This is a genomic window from Streptomyces pristinaespiralis (genome assembly GCF_001278075.1).
GTDB lineage: Bacteria > Actinomycetota > Actinomycetes > Streptomycetales > Streptomycetaceae > Streptomyces > Streptomyces pristinaespiralis.
Genome location: NZ_CP011340.1, coordinates 4,814,648 through 4,837,368, shown reverse-complemented (window position 1 = coordinate 4,837,368; position 22,721 = coordinate 4,814,648). Strand labels below are relative to the sequence as shown.

Here is a 22,721-nt window from a genome sequence, read left to right as displayed (position 1 = left end):
CAGCCGCCTACATCGCAGGGATGACGTTTCCGGGGCTCCTACCGGCGCGGTACCGCAATGGGTCCGGGCGGGCGACGCGTGCGGGCCGGGCCCGCTCCTAGCGTTCACGCAGCCGACAGCCCGTACCCGAGGAGCCTTTCATGACCATGCCGGTGCTCGAACTGCGCGAGGTGAGCCGCCGATACGACGACGGCCCGCCCGCTCTGCACGAGGCGTCGCTGACCGTGCGGCCCGGCGAGGCCGTCGCGATCCTCGGCCCTTCCGGCAGCGGCAAGTCCACGCTGCTCAATCTGATCGCGGGCCTGGACCGGCCCGATACGGGGACCGTCACCGTCGACGGGGTGCGGGTGGACAAGCTGGGTGAAGCCGGATCGGCGCTCTACCGGCGGTCGAAGATCGGCATGGTCTTCCAGTTCTTCAACCTGCTCGACGATCTGACCGTCACCGACAACGTCGTCCTGCCGGCGCGCCTCGCGGGCACGGCGCGTCGCGAGGCGGAGCGCAGGGCGGCGGAACTCCTGGAACTGCTGGGCATCGACCGGCACGCCCGCGCCCGGCCGGGGCGGCTGTCCGGCGGCGAGCGGCAGCGCGTCGCGGTGGCCCGGGCGTTGATGAACCGGCCCGCGCTGCTCCTGGCCGACGAACCGACCGGGGCCCTGGACACAGCCGCCGGACAGGACGTCAGCAGGCTGCTCAGCGGCCTCAACGCCGACGGCCAGACCATCGTCGTGGTCACCCACGACCTGGCTCTGGCCCGGTCCTGCACGAACCGTACGGTCCAGATCGCCGACGGCCGGATCATCGAGGACGTCCGGTCGCAGGCCGTCGCCTCCCAGGCCGTCCGGTGAGCGCGCTCGGCAAGGTGGTGCGCTCGGGGGTGGAACGACGCCGGGTGCAGACGCTGGTGATCGGGCTCACCACGATGATGGCGGTGGCCGCCTCCGTCCTCGGCGGATCGCTCCTCGTGGTGTCCGGCGCGCCCTTCGACGACGCCTTCGGCAAACAGCACGGCGCCCACCTGTCCGTGCAGTTCGACGCGGACCGGGTGAGTCCCGGTCAGCTGTCGAGGTCCAAGGGCGCCGCAGGAGTGAGCAGTACGGCCGGGCCCTTCCGTACGGCGACGGTCACCCCCCGGTCGGACGGGGCGGGCCCCGGGTGGCCGATGACGGTGGTCGGCCGGGGCGATCGTGGGCACGACGTGGACAAGGTGGCACTGCTCGAAGGGCGGTGGCCCACGCGCCCCGGCGAGATCGTGCTGTCCGCCGACTCCTCGCTCCTTGCGACCATGGGCATGAAGGTCGCCTTCCCCGACCTGTCCGGCGGCCCGGCCCTCACGGTCGTCGGTGTGGCCCGCTCGGTCACGCGGACCGCCGACGCCTGGGTGGTTCCGGCCCAGATGCCGGCGCTCACCGCGCCCGGCAGCGGCGGCTACCAGATGCTCTACCGCTTCACCGACGCGGGCACCGCCGCGCAGATCGGCGCAGGCGGCAAGGCCGTGACGGCATCCCTGCCGCGAGGGGCCGCCGTCGGCGAACAGTCCTGGCTCACCGTCAGGAAGAGCGCCGAACGCGACACCGCCGTCTACGTCCCCTTCCTCGTCGCCTTCGGCGCCCTGGGCCTGGTCATGTCGGTGCTCATCGTCGGCAACGTCGTGGCCTCGGCCGTCGGCACCGGAACGCGCCGCATCGGCATCCTCAAGGCCGTCGGCTTCACCCCGGCCCAGGTCGTGCGGGCCTACGTGGGCCAGGCGCTGATCCCGGCCGCCGTCGGCACGGCCCTCGGTGTCCTCGCGGGCCACCTGCTCGCCGTCCCCGTGCTGGCCGAGACCGGGGAGGTCTACGGCACCTCGTCCCTGGCCGTCGCCCCCTGGGTCGACCTGGCGGTGATCGCCGGGCTGCTCGGCCTGGTGGCGGCGACCGCGTGGGCGAGTGCCTGGCGGGCCGGCCGGCTGCGTACGGTCGACGCGCTCGCCGTCGGGCGCAACGCTTCGACGGGTCGCGGCCGGCGGGCCGTCCGCCTGGCCGGACGGCTGCCGTTGCCGCAGCCGGTCACCCTCGGCCTGGCCCGGCCCTTCGCGCGGCCCGGCCGCGCGCTGGCGATGGGTACTGCGGTCCTCTTCGGCGCTGTCGCCGTCACGTTCACCGTGGGGATGGTCGCCTCGCTCGGGCAGGTGATGAAGGCGAAGGCCCATGACACCGCCGATGCCGTCGTGCCCGCGCCGCTGCCGGACTTCGGACCCCGAGGTCCTGGACCCGGGACGCGGCCGAGGGCCGATCCCGTCGCGGTCGCCGCGGCCGTCGAGGCCGCCGCCGGGACCGGCAAGTACTACAGGGCCGCGACGGTACGGGCGACCGTGTCCGGACCGACCGCCACCATCGACGTGGTCGCCTTCACGGGCGACGCCTCCTGGGGCGGCTACACGATGGTCTCGGGCCGCTGGTTCGACGAGCCGGGCGAGGCCGTGGTCCCGACCCCCTTCCTGGCCGCCACCGGCACCCGCATCGGCGACACCGTCACCCTGAACGGCCTGGCCGAGCCGGTCCCGGTCCGGATCGTCGGCGAGGTCCTCGACCCCCGCAACGACGGCATGCAGGTCTTCACCGACGCCTCGACCCTCGCGGCCGCGCGGCCCGACCTGACGGAGACGAGCCATCACATCGCGGTCTCGTCGGGAACCGACGTGTCCGGCTACGTCGCCGCGCTGAACAGGGACCTGGCCCCGCTGGGTGTCACCGCTCAGGCCGGCGGGCTCGACGCCGGCGGCGACATGGTCGTCACGCTCAACGCGCTGTCCGCGGTCCTCACGCTGATGCTCGTCGCCGTCGCCGCGCTCGGTGTGCTGGGCGGGGTTCTGCTCGACACCCGCGAGCGCGTCCGGGAGATCGGCGTCCACAAGGCGCTCGGGATGACCCCCCGGCAGACCGTCGCCATGGTCCTCACCTCGGTCGTCGTGACCGGACTCGTCGCGGGCGCTCTCGGCGTGCCGCTCGGCGTGGCCCTGCACGGCCGGGTCCTCCCCGCGATGGGCGAGAGCGTGGGGCTCCGCCTCCCCGATTCCGTCCTCGCCGTCTACTCCGGGGCCGAACTGCTCCCGCTCGCTCTCGGCGGTCTGCTCATCGCCACCCTGGGCGCGCTCCTGCCCGCCGGATGGGCCGCGAGGGCCCGGACCGCCACGGCCCTGCGCACCGAATAGCGGCTCGCGGCCGGACGCGACCGAGCCCGGTCGTCGGTCCGGGACCGCGTGTGCGGTCCCGGACCGTCGGCCTCAGACGCGGGCGATCACCGCGTACCGCTCGTCCGTCACCGGGCCGCCCCAGAGGACGGGGGCGTGTGACAAGGGCTCGACGCGCAGCTCGGTGACCAGGGGGCGGACGGCGGCCGACAGGTCGGCGGCCGTGACGCCGCCGTGCCAGGGCAAGGCCTCCGCACCCGCCACGTACCCGCCGCCGGCCCCGTCCGACTCCCGCCACCTGCCCTCGACGAGGATCAGCGTGCCGCCGGGACGGAGGCGGGCCGTCCAGTCGGCGAGGGCGGCCCCCGGATCGGGCAGCGTCCACACGAGGTGGCGGGAGAGCAGGACGTCGAACCGCTCGTCGCCGGTCGGCGGCGCCGCCGCGTCCCCCACCAGGAAGCGGGCCGGGAGACCGGCGGCGGAGAGCTTGGCACGGGCCCGGTCGACCATCCGTGGCGACAGGTCGATGCCGGTGACCCGGTGCCCGGCCTCCGCCACCAGCGCGGAGAGCGAGCCCGTGCCGCAGCCGACGTCCAGCACGGACGACGGGTCCGGCGGGAGCCAGGCGGTGAGCAGCCGGGACCACGCGTCGCGGGTCCCGGCGGCCCGCAGGCCGTGGTCCGGCTCGGCGTCGAAGTCGTCGGCGGCTGCGTCCCAATAGGCGGTGATCGCTGAGGAGTCGGTCATCCGCCGATCCTTTCAGCGGGCACTGACAGCGCCGTGGTGGGCGAGTGCCGCGTGCGGGTCGCCCTCGACGGGACGGTGGTCGATGTGGACCGTGGCCGCCGTCAGCCGCGGTACGGCGTGGATCAGCGCGTGCTCGGCCGCGACGGCCAGCGAATGCGCCTGGACGACGGTCAGTTGCGGATCGACGACGATGTCGGCCTCCGCGCGCAGCGCGTGGCCGATCCACCGCATCCGCACCTGCCCGGTGTCCAGCACGCCGTCCACGCCGCGAAGCGCCGTCTCCGCCGTCCCGACGAGGGCCGGGTCGACCGCGTCCATCAGACGCCGGCAGACCTCCCGTGCGGCGTCCCTCAGGACCAGCAGGATCGCGACGGTGATCAGCAGACCGACGACCGGATCGGCCCACCGCACACCCAGCGCCGCGCCGCCCGCGCCCAACAGGACGGCCAGCGAGGTGAACCCGTCCGTACGGGCGTGCAGGCCGTCCGCGACGAGCGCGGCGGAACCGATCCGTCTGCCGGTGCGGATGCGGTAGCGGGCGACCCACTCGTTGCCCGCGAAACCGACCAGCGCGGCCACCGAGACCGCCCACAGGTGGGTGATGTCGCGGGGGTGCAGCAGCCGGTCGACAGCCATGAAGGCGGCGACGACCGCCGATGCGGCGATGACGGCCACGATGACGATGCCCGCCAGATCCTCTGCCCGCCCGTAGCCGTACGTGAAACGGCGGTTCGCCGCGCGTCTGCCGAGCACGAAGGCGATGCCGAGCGGGACGGCGGTCAGCGCGTCGGCGGCGTTGTGGACCGTGTCGCCGAACAGCGCCACCGACCCGGACAGGGCGACGATCACGGCCTGGACGGCGGTGGTCGCCGCCAGCACCACGAGCGAGATCCACAGCGTGCGCATCCCGTCGCGGGACGTCTCCATCGCCGCGTCGACCTTGTCACCGGACTCGTGGCTGTGCGGCCGCAGAAGATGGGCGAGGCGATGCCGCGCCCCGCCGGGACCGGGGCCGTGATCGTGATCGGGGCCGTGATCGTGATCGGGGCCGTGATCGTGATCGTGGCCCGGGCCGTGATCGCGATCGTGATCGCCGGGAGGGTGATCGTGGGCGCCGTGGTGGTGACCGTGGGCGCCGTGGTGGTGTTCGTGTCCGTTCGGATGCGTGTGCCGGATCCCCGCCATGGCACCCACCGTGGCACAGGAATCACATTGCGGCTACAGCCGTCGTACGTCCTGTGACCAGGTGCGATTCCCTCGCAAGTACGCGCGGGGGGCACCTGCCGCACCGGCCCTTCACGGCTGCACCAGGCGGTTGCAGGTGATCCCCTTCGCGGGCGGGCGGAAGGTTCCCGCGCGTCCGCCCGCGCGCAGCACCGCGTCGATGCGGGCGTTGGCCGTCGCCGCGCAGCGACCGGCCGCGTCGAGCTCGCGCAGCGCTTCCATCACGGCGGGCACGTCGCGGGCGTCCAGCCCCTGCAAGCACCGCCGGCTGCCCTGTCCGGCCCAGGCGCCGAGCGCGTGCCAGTCGGCCTGGGCACTTCGGTCGGGCACCCGGAACCAGATCACCTCGAACACCTCGGCCCGGCCCCAGTCGGCGCAGACCGGCCGTAAACGCCGGTCCAGGGAGTCCCAGCTGTCGCCTTTCCTGACCCCGCGAAGGGCGGCGTTCAACCGGATGTTGTAGGTCGTGGCCAGCTCCACCAGGCCGTCGCCGGACAGGTGGTACCAGGCGTGGACCTGCCGTACCCGGGTCCCGGCCGGGACGGGCCTGTCGGGGACACCGGCCAGCTGCGTGGTCACGCGCTGGGTGACGGTGAGGTCGGGAACGGCGCTGAGCACGCGCAGATGGACCGCGCCGACGATCGCCGAGGTCCCTGCCGCGAGCGTGCAGAGCAGGCCCGCCACCAGGCGCCACCGGACGACGGCGGCCCGGGCCGGTACGCCTCCGGGCCGGGCGGCTCGGCGCGGGACGCGGGAGCGCGGCGGCCGGACCCGGCGCACGACGGCCACGCCCACCGCCACGGCCCCCGCGACGAGCGTCGCCACGACGGAGGCGATGTTGAGCAGTTGCACGTAGGGGAACAGCCCCACCTGCCACGCCGGACGCCAGGCGCAGCCGTCCTGGAAGACGCTGAGGGCTTCGACGCAGCCGTCCAGGGACACCAGGGCGGTCGTCCCGGCGAACCCCAGCAGCGTCGCCGTCTGGGCCGCGACCAGGCAGCCGATCAGACCGAACCGGCCCGCCGCCACCCCCGCCGCGGTGGCAGCGAGCGCCGAAGGCACGGCCAGGGCCAGCAGGGTCCAGCCCGCGTACCGCACGGCGTAGAGGCCGCCCCGCGCGTCCGGCCCCGGCTGTCCGCCGTGCATGTACACCTGGACGGCCACCAGCGCGACGCAGGCCAGCGCCCCGCACAGCAGGCCGGGCAGCAGGACCCGGCGCAGCGCCGGAACCGGGTCGACGGGTGCGGACGCGGGCACGGGTGCGGACGCGGGCGTCCAGCGCAGGGCGCCCGCACCCGGTCCGACCGCCCAGGCGGCCAGCGGCACGACCCACAGAACGGTGGCCGCGAGGGCGACCAGGGGCGTGCCGCCGAAGGTGTCCAGCACCGGCAGCAGGGTCGTGAGGCCCGGCGCCCCGACGAGTTCCCGCACCGGGGCCGTCGTGGGGAACCGCCCCACGAGCCACTGGGCCACCCCCTCGGCCCGCATCGAGTACCCGCCCGCGTACGCCGCTCCGCCCAACTGCCACCAGACGAACCACGACGCCAGTGCGAGGAAGACCGCCCCGAGACCGAGCAGCAGCGCCGGCCGCAGGGTCCGCCCCCGCCAGGTACGCGCCCACAGGTGGGCGCACTGCGTGATCCACCACGCGAAGGCCGCCCCCACCGCCACGGGCAGCAGCAGGACGTACGGCCGCTCCGGCAGCCACGCCGAGCCCGCGCCCATGCCGGTGAGGAGGGTGCCGGCCGTCATGCCGGCCCCCATCCACGCCCCTGCCGCGATGCCCGAGGGCACCCGGGCGCCGGTCAGTACGGCGTACGCCACCGCCCGCCACAGCGCGATACCGGCCACCCCGGCGACCAGGGCCGCGGGGACCAGCGAGGCGGCCAGATACACGCCTGAGCTGGCGATGTAGTAGGGCGCGAAGTGGAACAGCAGGTGCACCGCGGCCACGACGGCCGCCGCGCCGGTGAGGAAGAAGGGCAGGGACGCGGCCCGGAACAGCGGCGCGGGATCGGACAGGGCGCCCTGCCGCAGGCCCAGTCGGGGATGGGTCCGCCACTGCTCCAGGATCGGCGCGAGGGCGCGCCGGAGAGGCCCCGCGGCATCCGGCGGGCCGCCGCCGGCCCAGCCGTGCGGATCAGCCCCCCAGCGGAGCGCGGTCAGGTCGGCGTAGACCTCACGGCTGCGCAGGGTGTCCGACCGGGCGAGGTGGACCAGCGCGACCATGAACGCCGCGAGCAGCACCTTCCGGTCCAGCGACGGCACATTGCCGGCCTCCAGGGCCTCGTGGACCCAGTAGCCCTGCAGCAGCAGATACGGCAGGAGCACCAGGACCAGGAAGACCCGCCACACGGAGACAGTGGCGTAGGTGAGGGTGATGTCGCGGTTGGCGATGTGCGCGAGTTCGTGCAGCAGCACCGTGCGGAAGCGCACGGGGTCGCGGTGGCGGGTGACCAGCAGCCCGCCGTCCAGGCACACGACCGGACGCCGGGTGCGGCCGAACACCACCGCGCCGGTCGACCCGGCGGCCGGGTCGACGACCACCCGTGGCATCGCCGACAGCCCCGCCGTGGCGGCGAGTTCCGCGAGCAGGGGGCGCAGTTCGCCGTCCGGGTCCGCCGCTTCCAGCGGGACGACCCGGCCGCGCCGGGCCTTCCACAGCGGCAGGAACCTGAACAGCAGCGCGGCCGAGACGGCCAGGAGGGCCGGCCAGGCGGCGATCTGCCACCACGACGGCGCGGGCGCCCAGAGCGACTCGCAGTACTGGAAGGCGTGGATCTGGCCGGTGGTGCTGACCGCCGGCCCCCAGAAGCCGGAGTCGTCGGGGTCCACTCCGGCGGCCAGTTCGCAGCCGGCCCGGTCGCCGTCGGACAGCCCGATGATGACGGTCAGCATCATGGAGCCGCTGGCGGCCAGCAACAGGAACAGGAGCATCGCGAAACGCACGCTCGTCCCGGCGCCCAGCACCCGCTCGTCCACCCGCGGCCACGGTTGCTGTCGAGGTGACGGTTGCTGTGGGGCCCGGGCCTCGGGAAGAGACACCGGTGCCCGCCTAGCCCTGGCCGGTGCCGGTGCCGGTGCCAGGACCGGTGCCGGTGTTTCCCGGAGCGGCGGGGGCGGCCGGACCGGTCGGGGCATCGGCGGCGTCCGGGGTGCGAGGGGCCGGGGTGCGGGGGGCGTCCAGGGCAGGCGCGTCCGGCGCGCCTGACACCGAGCCGGACGCCGCTTCGGATGACGACGTGGAAGACTCCGGAGCGTCCGACGCCCCCGACGCGTCGGACAGCGCCAACTCGGCCACCACCGCGTCCGCGATCTCCTCCGCCCGTCTGCGGGACAGCCGCCGCTTCTCCGCCGCCGCCAGGACGAGCGCCCTGACCTCCGCCATCTGCTCGCGTGTCAGCGGCGGGACCTCGACGGGAGCGGCCGACCGGCGGAAGACCCGCCGCAGCGCCGCCCTCACCCGCTGCTCGCCGGCGTCCACCGTTCCCGTCAGCACCCGCCGGCCCACCTCGTCGAGGACCAGCCACACCACGGGCGTCACCAGCATCACGATCTCACCGGCGCCGAAGCCGAGCGGCTCACGGCGCTCGGCCCGGCCGCTCAGCCGCCGCACCACCGTCGCGTCGTCGAACCGCCGGAGCCCGTCCACCAGCGGCAGTTCCTCCGGCGCGAGACCGGCGACGACCGAGCGCACCAGATCGCGTACCAGTTCGTTCGGCCGGCCGTCGCCGGACACCTCGGTCCCGGAACCCATTCGTCCCCCAGCGGTTCGTCGTCCGTCCCGCCCCGGGTGCCCCGGAGCGGGACCGTCCACTGTGGCACGCCAGATGACCATGTGTCAGCGTTTCGCTACCGTACGGAAGCGACGGGCCCCGCGAAGTCCGAAAGCGGACGGCTACGCGTCGAACCAGCGGTCCCTCGCCAACTCCTCCGTACGGGACGGGTCCTCCAGCAGCGCCGCGACCTCGAAGCGGCGGGGCCACTGGCCCGCCGCCCAGGCGAGACCGGCCGCCACGCCCTCCAGCGTCGCGGCGTGCAGCACGCCGTCGGGGGTGCGGCGCCAGTCGAGTTCGGTGCCGCCCGCGACCAGCTCGTCGTGCTCGACGTACGAGTCGGGCGTCGCCGGGCCGAGCAGGATCCGGACGGACTCCGGCACCTCGTGCTCCTCGCCCTCGGTCGTGACGTCCGCGTCCACCGTCTCGCTCAGGCGCCTGACCTGGAACAGGTCCGCCAGGTCCGCCGCGCGGGTCGGCGCCACCGGGAGGAGGGGCAGACCGGCGGTCAGCGGCAGCAGGTCGGGGGTGTCCGCGACGACCGCGTCGGCGGCGTCCACCACACGCACCTCGCCGTCCACCACCGCGCGCAGCTCGTCGGGGAGCGTGACCTGGTCGGGGTCGAGGTCGGCGAGCGCCGTGTAGAGGCCGTGCAGCTGCCGGCCGGTCACCTCACGGTCGGGATCGGCCAGCCGGGACAGCAGCTCCGCCGCGCCGCCCGGCTCGTCCAGCAGCGCCGCGACCGAGGTGCGGACGCCGAGGGCGTGCAGCACCTGCGCGTCGGCGAAGCCCGTCGTGTCGGCCGACTCGTACAGACCCTCCAGCAGCGGGTCCGCGCCGGACGCGCGCAGACCGGCGGGGCGCCGGCCGTCCAGCACCGGATGGTCGCGCAGCCACCACGCCGTGTACGGGCGCACCGTCTCCGTCGTGCCGTCCGGCAGCAGGATCCGTACGGACTGGGTGAGCGCGTCCCGCAGCGGCGGCTGCGCCAGCAGCGCGAGCGCCTGCGGCCAGCGGTCGTCGTCCACCAGGTCCAGGTCGCGCACGGCCACGATCTCCGTGGCGACCGGCGGCACGGGCGTGTCCGGCAGCCGGTCGAGGACGTCCTCGCACCACACGTCCACCGCGTCGAGCAGGCCCGCGTCGTCGGGCTCGGCGAAGTCGCCTTCGCGCGGCTCGAGTTCGTCCGGGTCGAGGACGACGTCGGTGGCGCGCACCAGGGCGAAGTTCGCTAGGACACCGCAGGCGGCGAGGGGCTGTTCGCCCCACCGCTCGGCCAGCTCGGCATCGCACAGGGCGAGTTCGCCCTCGCGCATCACCGAGGCGAACGGGCTGCCCGGCAGGACCAGTTCACCGGCCGGAGCCGGTTCACCGTCCTCGTCGGGCAGGGCGAGCGCGCCGAGCCACGGCTCGTCGCCCGGCTCCAGCTCCGCGTCGCGGACCAGCGCGAGCACCGTCTCGGCGAGCTCCTCCGCGTCGAGCGTGTCGGCGTCCTCGTCCCACACCTCGCCCTCGTCGAGGGAGGCCGCCACCGCCGCGCGCACCTGCGGGGTGCGCAGCACGGCCCGCGGCGTCGCGGGCAGCGCCCCCAGCTTCTCCAGCAACGGGTGGGCGGCGTCCGGGTGGACGACCTTCAGGCCGAGGCGTGCCAGGTCGGCCGGGGTGTCCGCGAGCGGGAGCAGCGTCTGGCGGGGGCCGATGGTGGTGCGCGAGTCAGCGAGGGGGACGGGCAGACCTGACAGACGGTCCGGGTCGACGCCGGCGAGGCTGTCGTACAGGCGGTGCCACCAGGCCGGTTCGCGCTCCAGGCCGGCCAGCCGGTCGATCGCCTCCGTGAGCGGCACCCGGGCCACGCCCAGGGTGCGCAGCTCCACCCGGCGCTCGAGTCCGGCGGGCAGCAACGTCGGCATGACCTCCGCCAGGACCCGCACGGTGTCCGTGCCCGCGCCCTCCAGAACCTCCGCCTCGATGGGCCGCAGACCGTTGGTGGTCACCCGGTCGGGCAGCCCGGTGTCCTCGTCGGACACGTCGCGCGGCACCGCCGCCTCGAGGAACGCGGTGCGCGGCAGACGGTGCAGGACCGCCGCCCGCAGCGCGCCGTCCAGCTGGCCCTTGCCGAGCGGGCCCGGCACCAGATCGATGACGCCGGTGGTCACCGGCTGCCAGCCGCCGAGCAGTTCGGCGTACGCGTCCGCCGCGCGCTCCACCAGGAAGTCGGTGAGCGGCCCGGGGGCCGGGTGGCGGCGGGTCGTGTCCAGCGGCAGCGACGCGATCAGCAGCGCGGGCACGCCCAGCGGCTCGTCCGTGGGGGTCGGCGCGTGCACCACGGGCGCGGTGAGCGGCCGGACGGGCGCGCCCTCGTCGTCGACCGGGACGGCCCAGGTGACGGACCAGTGCGGCCGCAGCCGCTCCTCGACCGGCCGGTCCACCAGCAGCGCAGGCTCGATCGCCCCGCCGTGGCTGACGACCCGCCAGCGGCGCTCGCCGTGCACGCTGTCCTCGACGCGGACATACGGCTCCTGCTCGTAACGCTTCAACACCCGTGTCGCATCGGGGGTCTCGATGACGATCTCGGCCAGGCCGGGCAGCGTGAGCAGCAGCGCGTCGTCGATGCCGGCGAGCAGACGCTCGACGAGGTCGACGGCGGCGCCGTCGCGCAGCGGCAGCACGACGACCGTGTCGTAGCCCTCGGGCGCGGTGCCCTCCGCGGGCAGCGGGAGCCGCAGCAGCGGCACGTGGCCGTCCCTGCGGCGCAGCTCGTCCCCGAGACCGGGGCTGGCCTGGGCGGCCCGGTCCGCCAGCTCCCTGGCCTCCGCCAGGGACCAGCGCACGCCGCCGTGCCGGCCGATGACGGCCGGCTCGTCACTGACCGCGAGGACAGCGGCGAAACCGACACCGAACCGGCCGACGGCCGCCTCGTGGCCCTCGCGCTTCGCGGAGGCCCGCAGGGTGCTCAGCGACTCGACGCCGGTGGCGTCCAGCGGGGCGCCGGTGTTCGCGGCGGCGAACACGGCGGGCTCGCCGGCCGCGCCGGGCCGCAGATCGAGCCGCAGCCGGCCGGGGACACCGGCACGGGCCGCGGCGTCGGCGGCGTTCTGCGCGAGCTCCACGACGAGACGGTCCCGGTATCCGCCGAGGGCGAGGTCCTCCTCGGCGTTGGCGTCCTCCCTGAAGCGGGCGGGGCTCGCGCCCCACGCGTCGAGCACCCCGCGCCGCAGCCGCGCCGTCCCGAACGGGTCGGCCCACTCGGTCGTCCTGACGCTCACGCTGTGCTCCACTCTCTTACGGCTCCCGGGCGCGGGGCCGGCCTCGCCGGCCTGCTCCGACTCCTGATGCGCCCGAAGGTACCGCGTACCGGCGCGGGGTGCGGTCCACGCCCACCGCCCACGGCGACACTCCGGGCGTGTCCACCCGCGCCGACCACGCCACGGCCTCCGGCGGTGCCGCCGGAACCACCATCGGCCGCGGATGCCTTCGGCCGGAATCGCCGGCCGACACGCCGTCAGCCCCCTCCGTCACCACCCCACGAACCCCGCGCGGACCCGGGGGCGCGCCGCGGAGACCGAAGGGGAACGGCCGTCACGGCCGGGACGAAGCCCTCGCCACACGCCGGGGCCGTGGCCCGGTTCCCGGGGGCGCGCCACAGAGGCGGCCCGGTCGCCGCGAGTGGGCGAGGTCGTCCGACGTTCGGCACCGCCGGAACGGAACGGCCGTCACGGCCGGGGAACACCGCAGCCACCAAGTCGTCCGACACCGCCAGGCCACACCGGGACAGCCCGGCCGCCACCCACCGAGGCACAACCGACAGCCCGGCCCGACCGCCGGTCACCCGCGCCCGCCGGGGCCGTGGCCCGGTTCCCGAGGGCGCCCCGCAGAGGCGGCCCGGTCGCCGCGAGTGGGCGAGGTCGTCCGACGTTCGGCACCGCCGGAACGGAACGGCCGTCACGGCCGGGGAACACCGCAGCCACCAAGTCGTCCGACACCGCCAGGCCACACCGGGACAGCCCGGCCGCCACCCACCGAGGCGCAGCCGACAGCCCCGCCCGACCGCCGGTCGCCCGCGCCCGCCGGGGTCGTGGCACCTCGTCGACGGGCCTGCGGTCCACGCGCCACAGGTGGCCGAGGTCATGCCCCCGCCGACGAAGCCCTCGCCACAAGCCGACGGGCCTACGGCCCGGCACGCCGCATTTGGACCAGGTCGTCCGGCAGGCCCTCGGGCCTCACCGGACGGGGCAGCGACCACCCGCCGCGGAGCGTGGAGCGCCGGTCGGTGGCGGCAGGCTCGCCCCGTTCCCCGGGTAACGGGGGCGGGGCGTTGGCCCGGTCCCCGTTACGAGTGGCCGAGGTCGTCCGACGTGCCGTCGGATTCCGTCGGGACGGAGCCGCCGTCGCGGGCCGGGCGGAGGGGGAACTCGTCCGCCGCCATGGAGTCGAAGACCGGCGGCGGAGGCGTCGGCGGCTTCGGCATCACCGCGGCCTCCGAGTGGCCGCCGCAGCCGTACGCCAGCGAGACCACCCGGCCGTCGGCCGGTGAGAACTCGTTCGCGCAGATGCCGAACGCCTGCCGCAGCGAGCCGGCGATCGGGACCAGGAAGCCGCAGGATTCGCAGGACGCCGGGGCGGCCTGTGCCATGGGCGTCTTCGCGCCGTAGGACTCCTCCCAGCGGTCGGCCGCCGCGTGGAGCCCGTACCGGGACAGCACGCGCGCGCGGCGCATGCCCAGTTCCTCGGCGAGTGCCGCGATCCGGCCCCGGCCGTTGTCAGTCGTGGCCTCGATCGCCGGCCTGCGGTCCGTGAGCTCCGCGTCCTCCGCCTCGACCAGCTCGACGAGGTCGTGGGTCGGCGGGTGCTCGGCGAGGACCGAGTTCGGCGGCGGCTCGTCCTCGCCGCTGTAGCCGGGCTCGAGCCGCAGGTCCTCCGCCTCGGTCGGCAGCAGGTCGCCGGGCCCCATGTCGCCCGGCCGCAGCCGCTCGCTCCAGGGGACCCACTCGGGCGCCAGCAGCGCGTCGGGGCCGGGCAGCAGGACGGTTTCGTCAAGGGTGACGTTCTTCGCCCGTGAGGCGCGTGTGACGGTCACGGCCCAGCGCCAGCCGCGGTAGCCGGCCTCCTGGCACTCGAAGAAGTGCGTGACGACCCGGTCCCCCTCGGAGACGAGCGACACATGCTCTCCGACCACCCCAGGCGCCGCGGCCTCCTCGGCCGCCTTCCTGGCGAGGTCTACCGCCTCGGCGCACAGGCGGTCGGGGGTACGGCTTCGCGTCGTCGCAGCACTCACTAGTCTCGCTTCTCTCCTACGCCGTCTCACGGATGCGCTCGGCCGATTACGAGGTACGGGGCGGCGCACGGAGCGGACCAGAGGGCCGCATCGACGTCCACACGCCCGGACCGTCCTGATCCCGGGCACACCTAACGTCATCCATTCTGCGGGATGCCGAAGAGGCGCGCGGCCGAGAACAACCGCCGGTGGCGCGCTACGCACGCTACCCCTTCCTACGCCCGCCGCCCACCTGCCCGTCCCAAGACGGACCGAACCGGGCCCGGCGAAAGGGCTGCCAGGACCGGCACGAACGGTGCGGGAACAGGGCGGGGACAGGGCGGGGACAGGGCCGGGGCCCGCGGGAACCCGGGCGGCGGCCCGGCACGGACCGGTCACGCACCCGCACGGGAACACCGCAGGAACACCCGCGGAACTCCGCAAGGGGAAAACACGCCGCACCGCAAGCCGGCATCCGGTTCGGGGCAGGCGGGCTTGGGGCACTATGACGGGGTGGCAGCCGCAAGGTCGTCCGAAGGAGACGGCCCGGCCCGCAGGGCGGGCCGGGCGGTCGGCCGCGCCTTGCACCTTCCCATCACCGGCACGGCCCGCGGCATCCGCAAGGTGACGCACGCGCACGGCGCCGGCGAATCGGGCCTCGGGAAGCTGATCGAGCTGCACGCCGTGAACGGCGCGGGCGACGTCATGATCACCGTCGCGCTGGCGTCCACGGTGTTCTTCTCCGTGCCGACCGAGGCGGCACGCGGCCGGGTCGCGCTCTACCTGGCCATCACGATGGCCCCCTTCATCCTGCTCGCCCCCGTGATCGGCCCCCTCCTCGACCGCCTCCCGCACGGCCGGCGCGCGGCCATGGCGGGTGCGATGCTCGCCCGCGCGCTGCTGGCGATCATGATGTCGGGAGCCGTCGCGACGGGCGATCTGGAGCTGTATCCGGCGGCGCTCGGCGTGCTGGTGTCGTCCAAGGCGTACGGCGTGGTCCGCAGCGCCGTCGTGCCACGGCTGCTGCCACCGAAGTTCGCGCTGGTGAAGGCGAACTCCCGGGTGACGCTGGCAGGTCTGCTGGCCACGGGTGTCGCGGCGCCGATCGGCGTGGCGCTCCAGCAGATCGGGCCGCAGTGGCCGCTGTACGGGGCGTGCGCGCTGTTCGTCCTCGGCACGTACTGGGCCTTCACGATGCCGCCCAAGGTCGACTCGGCCAAGGGCGAGACACCCGTGCGCATGATCGCGCACGGCGAGAAGAAGCCGACGCTGCGTACGGTCGGCCCGTCGGTGCTGCACGGCCTCCAGGCGAACGCGGCGCATCGCGCGCTGTCCGGCTTCCTCATCTTCTTCCTCGCGTTCCTGCTGCGTGAGCATCCGCTCTCCGGGCAGTCGGCCGCCGTCTCGCTCGGGATGGTGGGCGTCGCGGCCGGCGTGGGCAACGCGCTGGGCACCGCCATCGGCGCCTGGCTCAAGGCCCGCGCCCCCGAGGCGATCATCGTCACGATGCTGTCGCTGGTACTGGCGGCGGCCGTCGCGGCCGCGGTCTTCTTCGGCACGGGCATGGTGGCGGTCCTCGGCGCGACGGCCGGGCTGTCGCAGGCGCTGTCGAAGCTGTCCCTCGACGCGGTGATCCAGCGGGACGTGCCCGAACAGGTCCGCACATCCACGTTCGCCAGGTCGGAGACGCTTCTGCAGATGGCGTGGGTGGTGGGCGGCGCCATCGGCATCGTGCTGCCGCTGAACGGCGTGGTGGGCATGTCGGTGGCCGCGGGCATCGTCGCGGCGGGCGCGGTCACCTCCGGGCGCGGGCTGCTCGGCGCGGCGCGTCACCGCGGGGCCACGCCGAAGGCCCGGGTGGCGTAGCGGCGGCCGTGGGAGCGGCCCGGCGGCGGCGGACGTACCTCCCGCGGCGTAACCGCGGCGGGCTCCGGGCCGCCGCGCCGCGCACCCCCGCGCGGCAGGGCCGAGCGCGCCCGATAGCCTTCGGCTCATGACCGTTGCGTTCTTCTCGGGCAAGCGCCGCCGGGCCGCTGCCGCTCTCGGTGCCGTCTCCGCCGGGCTCCTCGTCCTTTCCGCCTGCGACAAGCCGACGCCGCTCGTCACGGTGACCATCGGTTCGGACTCCGTCCACGCGGAGGCCGCCTGCTACAACGACGGCGAGGCGATCAAGGAGTCCGAGATCCAGGGCTGCCTGACCAAGAAGCCGTCGGAGATCATCAAGGTCGCCATGGACGACCAGGTCCGCATGGGCGTCGACCCGGAGATCGCGGACAACGGCTGGACCCTGCTGTTCGGCGCGCAGCCGGTGGAGCAGGAGCCCTTCAAGAAGACGTACCGGACGATCCCCGGCAACGCCTTCTTCTCCTCCGCGACCGGCGAGCCGACGACCAAGACGGCCGTCAGCGTCATGGAGACCAAGGGCAAGAAGGTCGTCGGCATCTGGAACTTCCAGTTCGAGAAGGAGTCCTGACCGGGACCGGAGGGTGACACCGTGCGCGTACTCGTCGTGACCGCGGTGGCGGCTGAGGCCGCCGCCGTCGTCGCCGACGCCGGTCCGGCGGACGACCTCGTGCCGCTCCCGGGCGGATACGCGCTGACCCGCACCCCCGACTACGACGTGCTCGTCGGCGGGGTCGGCCCCGCCGCTGCCGCCGCGGCGACCGCGACCGCCCTCGCCGTCGCGGACACGCCGTACGGTCTCGTCGTCTCCGCCGGGATCGGCGGCGGTTTCCCGTCGCACGCGCCCGTCGGATCACTCGTCGTCTCCGACACCGTCGTCGCCGCCGATCTCGGCGCCGACACCCCCGACGGCTTCCTGCCCGTCGACGAGCTCGGCTTCGGCCGTACCTCGCACCCCTCGCCCGCCGGCCTGTCGGCGCTCGTCGCGAGGACCCTGGGCGCCGCCCACGCGCCCGTGCTGACCGTGTCCACGGTCACCGGCAGCGCCGCCCGGGCGGCCGAGCTCGCCCGCCGGCACCCGCGGGCCGCCGCGGAGGCTATGGAGGGCTTCGGCGTCGCCGAGGCCGCCGCCGCCCACGGCGTGCCCGTCGTCGAGATCCGCGCGGTGTCCAACGCCGTCGGCCCCCGCGACCGCGCGGCCTGGCGCATCGGCGAGGCGCTGGCCGCGCTGCGCGAGGCGTTCCAGCAGCTCGCCCCCGTCCTCCAGGAGCAACCGTGACCCTGCGTATCGCGTACTCGCCCTGCCCGAACGACACCTTCGTCTTCGACGCCTGGGCCCACGGCCGGGTCCCCGGCGCGCCCGCGCTCGATGTGACGTTCGCCGACATCGACATCACCAACGGATGGGCCGAGCACGGCGGTGCCGACGAGTACGACGTGCTGAAGGTGTCGTACGCGGTGCTTCCATGGGTGCTCGACGACTACGCCCTGCTGCCGTGCGGCGGCGCGCTGGGCCGGGGCTGCGGCCCGCTGGTCCTCACCCGGGAGGCGGGCACGGACCTCACAGGGAAGACGGTCGCCGTGCCGAGCGAGCGGTCGACGGCGTACCTGCTGTTCCGGCTGTGGGCCGCGGAGGTCGTGCCGGAAGGCGTCGGCGAGGTGGTCGTGATGCCGTTCCACGAGATCATGCCCGCTGTGCGCGACGGCAAGGTCGACGCCGGACTCGTCATCCACGAGGCCCGCTTCACGTACCAGGACTACGGGCTGCACTCCCTCGCCGACATGGGCGAGCACTGGGAGTCCACGACGGGGCTGCCGATCCCGCTGGGCGCGATCATCGCCAAGCGGTCGCTGGGCGAGGAGACGCTGCGCCTGCTCGCCGAGTCGGCCCGCGCTTCCGTACGCATGGCCTGGGACGACCCGGAGGCCTCACGGCCGTACGTGCTCGAGCACGCCCAGGAGATGGACCCGGCCGTCGCCGACCGCCACATCGGGCTGTACGTCAACGAGTTCACCGCGGACCTCGGGGACGACGGCTACGCGGCCGTGCGCGGGCTGCTCACCCGTGCCGCGGCCGAGGGGCTCGTACCGCCCCTCGGCCCGGACGCGCTGAACTTCGCGTGACGCGAGCGCGTCGGACGGCTACACGTCCAGCTGGTCGGCCACCGCGCGCAGCAGGCCGGCGATCTTCGCGCCCTGCGCCTTGTCGGGGTAACGGCCGCGTTCCAGCATCGGGGTGATGTTCTCCAGGAGCGTGGTGAGGTCCTGCACGATGGACGCCAGCTCGTCCGGTTTGCGCCGCTGCGCGGCAGCCACCGACGGGGTCGGGTCCAGCAGCGTCACCGACAGCGCCTGGTCGCCGCGCTGGCCGGCCACCACACCGAACTCGACGCGCTGACCCGGCTTCAGGGCCTCTACCCCGGACGGAAGTACGGAGGAGTGCACGAAGACGTCGCCGCCGTCGTCGCGGGAGAGAAAGCCGAAGCCCTTCTCACTGTTGAACCACTTGACCTTGCCGGTAGGCACGTCTGTCCTCGTCCTCGTACTCGTTGGGCGCTGGTGCACCGCAAGTCGGTCCGCCGAAAAACGGCTCTTGATAGCACTACAGCGGGTCGCCTGACCCGCCACCCCCAAGGCTAATGGTCCAGAGGCTGGTGACAAGACGTCTCCGGTCGGTTCATACGCGCAAGGGAACTACCCTGGCCGAATGACTGCTACTCCTCCCGCCACCGCTCCCGCCCCGGGCGACGGGCTGGTGCGTGCCGGCGCCGTCGTGTTCATCATCGGCGCGGTGGCCACTGTGGTGACGGTCGCCCCGCTGTTCCTGGGCACCGACCCCTTCCCGACCGCCGCCTACCTGGTGAGCATGCTGATGGGCGTCGGTTTCATGGTCGCCGCCGCGGGCGTGCTGCGTTCCATCGCCGCACAGCGGCGTCAGGCCGGATCCGCGCGGTAGGAACGCAGCCACGCCGGGAACGCGGTCAGGTCGTCGAGGACCACGTCCGCGCCGGCCGCGCGCAGTTCGTCCGCGTCGCAGGGGCCCGTCGGCACCGCCACGGACAGCGCGCCGGCGACGCGCGCTCCCCGCACGTCGCCGATGTGGTCCCCCACGTACACGCTCGCCCCGTGCTCGTGCAGCGCCTCCGCCTTGGCCTCCGCCCACAGCCAGCCGATCGTCTCGTCAGGGACGATGCCGAGGTGCGCGAGGTGCAGCTTCGCGTTCGGCTCGTGCTTCGCCGTGACGACGATCGCCCGGCCGCCGGACGCCTGGACCGCGGCCACGGCCTCGCGGGCACCGGGCATCGCGGGCGTCGGGGCGATGGCGTACTCCGGGTAGATCTCGCGGTACCTGTCGGCCGTCTCCTGGATCCGCTCGTCCGGGAACCAGTGCGCCAACTCCTGCTCCAGCGGCGGCCCGAGGCGTGTGACGGCCAGATCGGCGTCGATCCGCACGCCCGTCTCCCGCGACAACGCCCGGTAGGCGGCGTGGATACCCGGTCTCGAGTCGATGAGCGTCATGTCGAGGTCGAATCCGACGGTCAGCGGGCGTGGGGCGGAGTGAGGGGCCATAGGGGTCATTGTGCCCACCCGTAGGCACGCATTTTCGGACGCATAGACTTAGCCAAGCCTTACCAACCTTGGCCCAGTCCTGGCCGTGCCGCGGCCTCCGGCCCCGGCCCGTCCTCACGCCCGCCACGACCGCACCTCGATTGGTTCCCATGTCAGCCAGACGCGCGCTCGCGGCCCGCCGCATCGGGTGGACGGCCGCAGCCGTCGCGGCCCTGCTGCTCGCGGTGCTGCTCAGCCTCGCGGTCGGGGCGCGCCCGGTCGCCCCGACCGCCGTCCTCGACGCCGTACTGAACGGCGGACACAGCCCCGACGCCGAAGTCGTACGCGAGCTCCGGGTGCCGCGGACCCTCATCGGACTGATGGTCGGTGCGGCGCTGGCCCTCGCCGGCACGGTCCTCCAGGGCATCACCCGCAACCCGATCGCCGACCCCGGCATCCTCGGCATCAGCCAGGGCGCCTCGGTCGGCGTGGTGCTGGCCATCGCCTTCGCCGGGGTGCACACGCTGAGCGGATACGTGTGGTTCGCCTTCGCCGGCGCGGCCGTCGCATCCGTCGCCGTGTACGCGATCGCCGCACGCGGCCGGGGCGGCGCGACGCCCGTCAAACTGGCCCTCGGCGGCGCGGCGATCAACGCGCTGCTGGTCTCCGTGACGATGGGCGTGCTGACGACGAAAGCGGCCGCGCTCGACGAGTTCCGCTTCTGGCAGGTCGGCTCCGTCGCCGGCCGCGACGCCGAAGTGGTCGGCCAGATCTGGCCCTTCCTGCTCGTGGGCGCCGTCCTGGTGATCTCCGTGGCCCGCGGCCTGGACGCGCTGGCGCTCGGGGAGGACATGGCCAAGGGCCTCGGCCAGAACGTCGCCGCCGTACGGATCACCGGCGGCGTCGGCGCGACGGTGCTCACCGGCGCCGGAGTGGCGGCGGCCGGCCCCATCGCCTTCATCGGCCTGGCCGTCCCCCACATCGCCCGCGCGATCGTCGGCAGCGACCACCGCTGGGTCCTGCCGATGGCGGCGCTGATCGGCCCCGTGATGCTGCTCGTCTCCGACGTGATCGGCCGGATCGTGTTCCCGCCGGGCGAGGTCCCCGCGGGCGTGATGACCGCGCTGATCGGCGTCCCGTTCCTGGTCGCCCTCGTCCGCCGCAGGGCGGTGCCGGCATGAGCGCAGAGACCCTCACCGGCCGCCGGGTCCGGCCCGCCGGGTACACGCTCCTGCGCACCGGCCGCGGCAGCTTCCTGCTGCACCGCCGCGCAGCCGCCGTCGCCCTCGGCCTCGGCCTCGTGCTCGCCGCGGCCTGCGTCGCCTACCTGAGCGTCGGCGAGAGCTTCGTCGCGCCCGCCGAGGTGCTCAAGGTCGTCCTCGGGCAGCCCTCGCCGGACGAACTCGTCGTCGGGACACTGCGGCTGCCCAGGATGGTCCTCGGACTCCTCGTCGGAGCCGCCTTCGGCGTCGCCGGCGCGCTGATCCAGACCGTCGCGCGCAATCCGCTCGCCAGCCCCGACATCATCGGCATCAGCCAGGGCGCGAGCGCGCTCACCGTGGGCGCGATGACCTTCGGCGTCACCTCGTACTCGGTCCTGCCGTACCTGTCCGTCACCGGCGGCATCGTCGCCGCCGCGCTGGTGTACGTGTTCGCCTGGCGCGGCGGGCTGCACGCCACCCGGTTCGTCCTCATCGGCATCGGCTTCGCCATCGCCCTCCGTTCGGTCACGACGCTGTTCATGACCAAGGGCGACTACCTCGTCGCCCAGCAGGCGCAGATCTGGATGACCGGATCGCTGAACGGCCGCGGCTGGGAGGAGGCGGCGCCCCTCGGCTGGACGCTGCTCGTCCTGCTGCCCGCCGTGCTGTGGGCCGCCCGGGCCCAGCGCACGGTCTCCCTCGACGACGACACCGCGACCGCCCTCGGCGTACGGCTCGGCCGGGTACGGCTCGGGCTCGTGCTCCTCGGCGTCGTACTGGCGTCGATCGCGACCGGCGCCGCCGGACCCGTCGACTTCGTGGCGCTGCTCGCACCGCAGATCGCCCGCCGCATGACCCGGACCGCGCAGATCCCGCTGCTGTGTTCCGCACTGCTCGGCGCGGTGATCGTCGTCCTCGCCGATCTCGCGGCCCGCCGGCTGTTCTCGCCCACGGAGCTCCCGGTGGGTGTGCTGACGGCCGCGATCGGCGCCCCGTACCTGATCTGGCTGATCGTTCGCAGCCGCACCGTTGGAGGTAAGTCGTGAGCAGGCTGACGGCGCGCGAGCTGACGCTCGCCTACGAGGACCGCACGGTCGTGCACGAACTCGACCTCGCGGTCCCCGACGGGCAGGTCACGGTCATCGTCGGCCCCAACGCCTGCGGCAAGTCGACGACCCTGCGGGCGCTGGGCCGGCTGCTGAAGCCCAAGGGCGGCGCGGTCCTCCTCGACGGAGCGGAGCTGTCCGCGATCCCGACGAAGAAGATCGCCAAGTCCATCGGTCTGCTGCCGCAGTCCCCGGTCGCGCCGGAGGCGATCACCGTCGCCGACCTCGTGGCCCGCGGCCGCCAACCCCACCAGCACTGGTGGCAGCAGTGGTCGCAGGAGGACGAACGCGCCGTGACGGACGCCATGGAGCGCACGGACGTCACCGCCCTCGCCGACCGGCCCGTCGACGAACTGTCGGGCGGTCAGCGACAGCGCGTGTGGATCGCCATGGCACTCGCACAGGAGACGGACCTGCTGCTCCTGGACGAGCCGACGACCTTCCTCGACATCGCGCACCAGGTCGAGGTGCTCGACCTCGTACGGCAGTTGAACCACGAACGCGGCCGGACGGTCGTCGCCGTGCTCCACGACCTCAACCAGGCCGCCCGCTACGCCGACCATCTCGTCGCCATGAAGGCGGGCCGGATCGTCGCGGAAGGGGCGCCGGCCGACGTCGTCACCGCCGAACTGGTCCGCGAGGTGTTCGGCATGGAGTCGGTCGTGGTCCCCGACCCGGTGACCGGCTCGCCCCTCGTCGTTCCCGGAGCGCCGTACTCCCCTCCGGGCCCGCCCAAGACCCCCACCTCCACGCCGCAGTCCGCCTGAAAGGTTCCCGTCCATGAGCAGC

At 74.3% G+C, this 22,721-nt stretch carries 18 protein-coding genes; 10 read left to right on the top strand and 8 right to left on the bottom strand.

All coding sequences use genetic code 11. The annotated features are described in order from the left end of the window. Positions 1 to 140: 140 nt before the first annotated feature. Both SPRI_RS20590 and SPRI_RS20585 read left to right on the top strand, forming a co-directional pair. Positions 141 to 848: an ABC transporter ATP-binding protein gene (locus SPRI_RS20590; protein ID WP_005315866.1), complete on the top strand. Its 708-nt coding sequence runs from the start codon at positions 141 to 143 to the stop codon at positions 846 to 848. Continuing rightward, a complete protein-coding gene (locus SPRI_RS20585; protein WP_238996237.1) occupies positions 845 to 3,193 on the top strand; it encodes an ABC transporter permease in 2,349 nt (782 codons plus the stop codon). Before SPRI_RS20590 ends, SPRI_RS20585 begins: the two co-directional genes overlap by 4 nt. 72 nt (positions 3,194 to 3,265) lie before the next feature. On the opposite strand, the gene SPRI_RS20580 is transcribed toward SPRI_RS20585, so the two are convergent. The 6 genes from SPRI_RS20580 to SPRI_RS20555 all read right to left on the bottom strand — a co-directional run bounded on the left by SPRI_RS20580 (position 3,266) and on the right by SPRI_RS20555 (position 14,194). After that, complete coding sequence (locus SPRI_RS20580) at positions 3,266 to 3,919, bottom strand: class I SAM-dependent methyltransferase (RefSeq protein WP_005315861.1); 654 nt, start codon at positions 3,917 to 3,919, stop codon at positions 3,266 to 3,268. Positions 3,920 to 3,931: 12 nt separating this feature from the next. Next, a complete protein-coding gene (locus tag SPRI_RS20575) occupies positions 3,932 to 5,104 on the bottom strand; it encodes a cation diffusion facilitator family transporter (RefSeq protein ID WP_005315858.1) in 1,173 nt (390 codons plus the stop codon). A 111-nt stretch (positions 5,105 to 5,215) separates the two neighbouring features. Continuing rightward, the gene (locus SPRI_RS20570) at positions 5,216 to 8,125 is read right to left on the bottom strand and encodes a M48 family metalloprotease (protein WP_053557161.1); all 2,910 of its coding nucleotides are present in this window, start codon (positions 8,123 to 8,125) and stop codon (positions 5,216 to 5,218) included. Positions 8,126 to 8,198: 73 nt separating this feature from the next. Then, the gene (locus tag SPRI_RS38905) at positions 8,199 to 8,900 is read right to left on the bottom strand and encodes a hypothetical protein (protein WP_063805352.1); all 702 of its coding nucleotides are present in this window, start codon (positions 8,898 to 8,900) and stop codon (positions 8,199 to 8,201) included. Between the two features lie 141 nt (positions 8,901 to 9,041). Continuing rightward, the gene (locus SPRI_RS20560) at positions 9,042 to 12,185 is read right to left on the bottom strand and encodes a sacsin N-terminal ATP-binding-like domain-containing protein (RefSeq protein WP_053557765.1); all 3,144 of its coding nucleotides are present in this window, start codon (positions 12,183 to 12,185) and stop codon (positions 9,042 to 9,044) included. A gap of 1,064 nt (positions 12,186 to 13,249) precedes the next feature. After that, positions 13,250 to 14,194 carry a DUF3027 domain-containing protein gene (locus tag SPRI_RS20555; RefSeq protein WP_078951272.1) on the bottom strand — a complete coding sequence of 315 codons (945 nt, stop codon included), beginning with the start codon at positions 14,192 to 14,194 and terminating at the stop codon, positions 13,250 to 13,252. 492 nt (positions 14,195 to 14,686) lie between these two features. Between SPRI_RS20555 and SPRI_RS20550 the strand changes: the two genes are divergently transcribed. From SPRI_RS20550 to SPRI_RS20535, 4 genes are all read left to right on the top strand, one after another. Beyond that, positions 14,687 to 16,039, top strand: a complete 1,353-nt coding sequence (locus tag SPRI_RS20550) for an MFS transporter (RefSeq protein ID WP_053557159.1) — start codon at positions 14,687 to 14,689, stop codon at positions 16,037 to 16,039. 127 nt (positions 16,040 to 16,166) lie between these two features. Next, complete coding sequence (locus SPRI_RS20545) at positions 16,167 to 16,646, top strand: hypothetical protein (RefSeq protein ID WP_005315843.1); 480 nt, start codon at positions 16,167 to 16,169, stop codon at positions 16,644 to 16,646. A 21-nt stretch (positions 16,647 to 16,667) separates the two neighbouring features. Then, positions 16,668 to 17,354, top strand: a complete 687-nt coding sequence (locus SPRI_RS20540; protein WP_053557158.1) for a futalosine hydrolase — start codon at positions 16,668 to 16,670, stop codon at positions 17,352 to 17,354. Beyond that, the gene (locus SPRI_RS20535; RefSeq protein WP_005315835.1) at positions 17,351 to 18,199 is read left to right on the top strand and encodes a 1,4-dihydroxy-6-naphthoate synthase; all 849 of its coding nucleotides are present in this window, start codon (positions 17,351 to 17,353) and stop codon (positions 18,197 to 18,199) included. Before SPRI_RS20540 ends, SPRI_RS20535 begins: the two co-directional genes overlap by 4 nt. An 18-nt stretch (positions 18,200 to 18,217) precedes the next feature. Here the strand turns inward: SPRI_RS20535 and SPRI_RS39770 are convergent, their stop codons facing one another. Further along, positions 18,218 to 18,601, bottom strand: coding sequence for a cold-shock protein (locus SPRI_RS39770; protein ID WP_005315833.1), 384 nt, complete (start codon positions 18,599 to 18,601; stop codon positions 18,218 to 18,220). Between the two features lie 181 nt (positions 18,602 to 18,782). Between SPRI_RS39770 and SPRI_RS20525 the strand changes: the two genes are divergently transcribed. Continuing rightward, positions 18,783 to 19,031 (top strand): hypothetical protein, encoded by a 249-nt coding sequence (locus SPRI_RS20525; RefSeq protein ID WP_005315830.1) that lies wholly within the window; start codon positions 18,783 to 18,785, stop codon positions 19,029 to 19,031. Here SPRI_RS20525 and SPRI_RS20520 read toward each other — a convergent pair. After that, the gene (locus tag SPRI_RS20520) at positions 19,010 to 19,654 is read right to left on the bottom strand and encodes an HAD family hydrolase (protein ID WP_005315827.1); all 645 of its coding nucleotides are present in this window, start codon (positions 19,652 to 19,654) and stop codon (positions 19,010 to 19,012) included. The two genes, SPRI_RS20525 and SPRI_RS20520, sit on opposite strands and share 22 nt — an antisense overlap. Positions 19,655 to 19,794: 140 nt before the next feature. Here SPRI_RS20520 and SPRI_RS20515 point away from each other — a divergent pair, with 140 nt between their 5' ends. Genes SPRI_RS20515 through SPRI_RS20505 form a run of 3 tightly spaced genes read left to right on the top strand, consistent with a single transcriptional unit; the run spans position 19,795 to position 22,699 of the window. Then, positions 19,795 to 20,805 carry a FecCD family ABC transporter permease gene (locus SPRI_RS20515; RefSeq protein ID WP_005315825.1) on the top strand — a complete coding sequence of 337 codons (1,011 nt, stop codon included), beginning with the start codon at positions 19,795 to 19,797 and terminating at the stop codon, positions 20,803 to 20,805. After that, on the top strand, positions 20,802 to 21,872 hold the full coding sequence (locus SPRI_RS20510; RefSeq protein ID WP_005315822.1) for a FecCD family ABC transporter permease: 1,071 nt from the start codon (positions 20,802 to 20,804) through the stop codon (positions 21,870 to 21,872). The genes SPRI_RS20515 and SPRI_RS20510 overlap by 4 nt, the downstream gene beginning before the upstream one ends. Beyond that, entirely contained in the window at positions 21,869 to 22,699 is an 831-nt protein-coding gene (locus tag SPRI_RS20505; RefSeq protein ID WP_005315819.1) for an ABC transporter ATP-binding protein, read from the top strand. Before SPRI_RS20510 ends, SPRI_RS20505 begins: the two co-directional genes overlap by 4 nt. Positions 22,700 to 22,721 lie beyond the last annotated feature (22 nt).